The organism is Micrococcus sp. HG099 (assembly GCF_024723355.1).
GTDB lineage: Bacteria > Actinomycetota > Actinomycetes > Actinomycetales > Micrococcaceae > Micrococcus > Micrococcus endophyticus.
Window position 1 is genome coordinate 1 of sequence record NZ_JANQCJ010000161.1, and the last position, 4,134, is coordinate 4,134.

The following is a 4,134-nucleotide window of genomic DNA, read 5'->3' on the forward strand; positions in this document are numbered from 1 at the left end:
GCCCCGGCCGCCGCCACGGGGCCGGGGCGCGGGGCGACCGCCCTCGGGCGATCGGTGCGGGACGGGTCAGCGGCTGGCGGCCCGGACCGCCTGCTGGGCGGGGGAGCGCACGCCCGGGTCGGTGCGGCGCAGCCAGATCGCGGCGAGGATCGCGGCGATCGCGATCGCGCCCCAGATCCCGACGACGGCCCAGGACAGGCCGGCGATGAGCAGCAGGGGCACGAAGGACACGGCGGCGATCTCCACCGGGACCACGGGGATGTAGGCGACGCCGAACTGCTCCATGGTCCCGGACTTCAGCTTGGGGTCCACGATGCGGAGCATGGCCACGCCCGTGGCGACGGCGCCGGTGGCCCAGCCCCACGTGAACAGCTGCTTCTCGAACCACGCGTCGGTCATCACGCGCGGGGCCACCACGAGGCCGAGGAACAGGGCGAGGGCGAGGCCGATGACGAACAGCACCAGCAGCGGCTGCCAGTAGTCGACCACCACGGTGGGGGCGATCGAGGCGATGCCGCACACGATGAGGATGTCCGTGGCGGTGCCGGACACGGAGTTCAGCGACCCGGGGTCGAGGAACTTCGCGGTCTTCGTGGCCTGGAAGACCACGCGGCCGATCAGGCCGAGGATGAACGCGACGGCGAAGGCGGGGATGATCAGCTTCGGGCCGTCCTCGCCCACGATGTTCGGCCACACGGCGGTGATCCACGTGACCACGCCGTGCGCGGCGGCGGCGATCATCGCCACGACGCCGACCTGGAAGGCGAGGGACTCCACCGAGGCGGCGGAGAAGGTGTGGCGGCCGATCACGGGGCGCTCCTGGACCTGATCCAGCACGCCGGTGCGCAGCTCGTCCGGGATGGAGGTCAGCCCGGCGAACTCCTTCGCGTGGCCGCGCTTGGCGCCGATCTTGGCCTGGATGATGCCGCCGACCACTCCGACGATCATGCCGACCGTGGCGGAGGTGTACGCCAGGGAGGTGACGGTCATGTCCCCGTTGGCGGCGTAGGCCTGGCCCACGGCCGCGGCGGAGCCGAAGCCGCCCGCCCAGCCGGCGAACAGCAGCGCGGCGAACGAGTCCGGCGTGGAGAACAGCGGCTGCAGCACGAGCAGCGCCACGAGCGCGCCGATCGCCACCTGCGAGGCGTAGATGAGCACGCCGTAGGAGGCGAACGAGCCCACGGGGCGGCCGATCTTGCGGACGTCGAAGTCGTCGGTCAGCGCGATGCAGACGAACACGATCACGATCAGGATCGAGCCGTAGGTGCCCAGCTGGGTGCTGAACGGCAGCCAGCCCAGGACGTTGGGGCCCAGGACGAGGCCCAGGATGCCGGCGATCACGGAGGCCGGGATCATGAGCGTCTGGAGCGGCTTGATGACGGCGCGGGCCAGCGTGCCGACGGCCAGCAGGGCGCCGATCAAACCGGCGTCGACCAGCACGGACCAGGCCGTGAACTGCTCTTGCATGGGGGTTCTCCCTCTGTGCGGAGGCGGATGCGAGTCGCCCCGTGGGTCGGCCCGGGGACCCAGGGACACTAGCAGAGGGCGCGCGCACGGTCCGCACCGCCCGGGGCCGCGCACGACGACGGCCCGCCGCTCCGGCAGGTGCCGGGCGACGGGCCGTCGGGGCGGGGGAGGTCAGCCGCGCTCGACGCGGGTCTCCTCGGCGCCCTGCTCCGCGGTGGTCTCGACGCCGTAGTCCAGCGCCAGGTCCGAGCCCTCGGAGCCGCCGGCGGTCAGGGCGGACTGGCCGGCGCCGCCGGACTTCAGGGCGGCCAGGCGGGCCTCCACCTCGGTCTTCTCGCCGAGGTCCTCGAGGGACTCGAACTGGGCGTCCAGGGAGGAGGCGGCGAGCTCCTGCTGGCCGCGGACGCGGGCCTCCTCGCGGCGCACCTTCTCCTCGAAGCGGGACACCTCGGAGGTCGGGTCGAGCAGGTCGATCGACTTCACGGCGTCGGCGACGGCGGACTGCGCGTGCGCGGACTTGGCGCGCGCGGTCAGCTCGTCGCGCTTGGACACGAGCTGCTGGCGCTTGACCTTCATCTGGTCCAGGCCGGTCTTCAGGCGCTCCACGATCTCCCGCTGGGAGGTGATGGTCGGCTCGGCCGACTTGGCCTGGCGCTCGGAGTCCATCTGACGCTCGATGGCCACCTTGGCGAGGTTGTCGAACTTGTCCGCGGAGGCGGCGTCGCCCTTGGTGCGGAAGTCGTCCGCCTTCTGGGAGGCGGCGATCGCCTTCTGGCCCCAGCTGCGGGCGGCGTCCTGGTCCTCGCGGTAGTCGTCCTCGATCATCCGCAGGTTGCCGATCGTCTGGGCGACGGCGGCCTCGGCCTCGGCGATGTTGTTGGTGTAGTCCCGGACCATCTGGTCCAGCATTTTCTGGGGGTCCTCCGCCTTGTCCAGCATCGCGTTGATGTTGGCCTTCGCCAGCGTGCTGATGCGGCCGAAGATGGACTGCTTGACCATGATGTCTGCCTTTCGTCGGTCTTTCACGTCAGCGCAGACCGTCGGCCTGCGTCCGTCCCGTCCCGCCTTCGCGGGCCGGGCCCCGGCCGGGTGAGCGGTCCGGGCCGATGCGCCGTGCACCGGAGTCGTTGGGGGCGTCGGTCAGAAGCCGCCGCCCGAGATGTCGCCGAACCCGCCGAAGTCGCCTCCGCCGAGCCCGCCGCCGTCGAAGCCGCCGAAGCCGCCGCCGCCCCAGCTGCCGCCGCCGCTGTTGAACATGGAGTTCATCAGGATGCCGCCGAGCAGCGCGCCACCCAGGCCGCCGCCGAAGCTGGCACCGGCGCCGCTGCGCTGGCGGCCGCCGTACATGCCGCCCATGCCGGGGCCGTACATGCCGCCGCCGTAACCGAAGCCCGCCACGTCCTGGCGGGCGAGCTCGGAGGCGCGCTCCGCGAGCTGGGAGGCGCGCTGGGCCTGCTGCAGGGCGGTGACCGGGTCCGTGCGGGACAGGTCGATCGCGGCGCGCAGGGTGTGGTCCGCCTCGGCGAGCCGGGTGCGGGCCTCGGAGCCGACGGCGCCGCGGCGGGCGCCGATGAAGTCGGCGGTGCCGTCGATCTGGGCCTGGGCCTGGGCGATCGCCGAGTTGAGCATCTGCGAGGCCTGGCGGGCCTGCTCACGGGCGTCGCGCACGCCGGACAGCGGGGTGTTGAGCTGCCGGTGCGCCGCCTCGAGCTGGTGCAGCAGGTCGAGGGGGTCGGGGCGGCCGCCCGAGAGGGAGCGGCGCACGGCGGCCAGGGTGGTCTTCATGCCCGCCACGGGGCCGGCCAGCTCGGGGTGCGAGCCGTTGGCCACGAGGGCCTCGGCCTCGGCGAGGTCCTGCTCCGACTGGGCGAGGCCGGTCTGGAGGTTGCCCACGATGGTGCGCAGCGAGCCCTCCGCCTTGCCGACCGCCTCGGTGAGCGTGTCCACCTGGCTGAGGGACTCCTCCGCGGCGCGGACGGCCAGGGCCGCGGTGGAGCGGTCCTGGGTCTCCCAGGCCTGGCGGGCCTTGGCCTCGGCGGTCTCCACGAACTCGAGGCGCTCGCGCGCCTGGGCCGCGTTGTCCGCGACCTCGGCCAGCGCGGACTCGGCGTACTGGCCGTGGAGCGCGGAGATCGAGGACTCGGCCTGCTGGACCCGGGCGCGGGCCTCGGGCAGCCGCGCGTCGATCCGCTCGAGGGCCTCGGGCACCTTGTTCTCGAGGTCGCGCAGCGAGTCGAAGTCCTTCTGGTGGGAGGCCAGGGCGGCGCCGACGGCGTCGCTGCGCTGGATGATCTCCTTGAGCCAGGAGCGCTGGTCCTCCTCGGTGTCCGGGATGTGGTCGTCCAGCTGGTGCTGCAGCTGGAACGAGGCCCGCATGTGCTCCTTGGCCTGGTCGATGTCCTCGCGGAACGTGCGCACGGCGTCCTCGCCGTACGAGGCCATCGCGAAGCCCAGCTCCTGCTCGGAGGAGCGGATCGCGTCGTCCGCCGCCACGAGCTTCGAGCCGGCACGGGTGCGCAGGTCCTCCAGGCTCATCTCGTCCAGGGGGTCGCGCTCCACGGGGCGGGCGTCCCGGCCCGAGCGCTCGACGGCGCCGCCGTCCTTCTTCCGCCGGTTCCGGGCCACGAGCACGCCGCCGCCGACCGCGGCCGCCACGGCGCCCGCCCC

The 4,134-nt window shown here is 73.2% G+C and carries 3 protein-coding genes; all 3 read right to left on the reverse strand.

What is annotated here, in order from left to right; genetic code table 11:
* Positions 1–66: 66 nt before the first annotated feature.
* Entirely contained in the window at positions 67–1,467 is a 1,401-nt protein-coding gene (locus tag NWP10_RS10810; RefSeq protein ID WP_017488800.1) for a sodium/glutamate symporter, read from the reverse strand.
* Positions 1,468–1,638: 171 nt separating this feature from the next.
* Entirely contained in the window at positions 1,639–2,466 is an 828-nt protein-coding gene (locus NWP10_RS10815; protein WP_258300907.1) for a PspA/IM30 family protein, read from the reverse strand.
* Positions 2,467–2,607: 141 nt separating this feature from the next.
* Positions 2,608–4,134 (reverse strand): TPM domain-containing protein (locus tag NWP10_RS10820; RefSeq protein WP_258300908.1); only part of this gene is annotated, 1,527 nt, incomplete at its 5' end.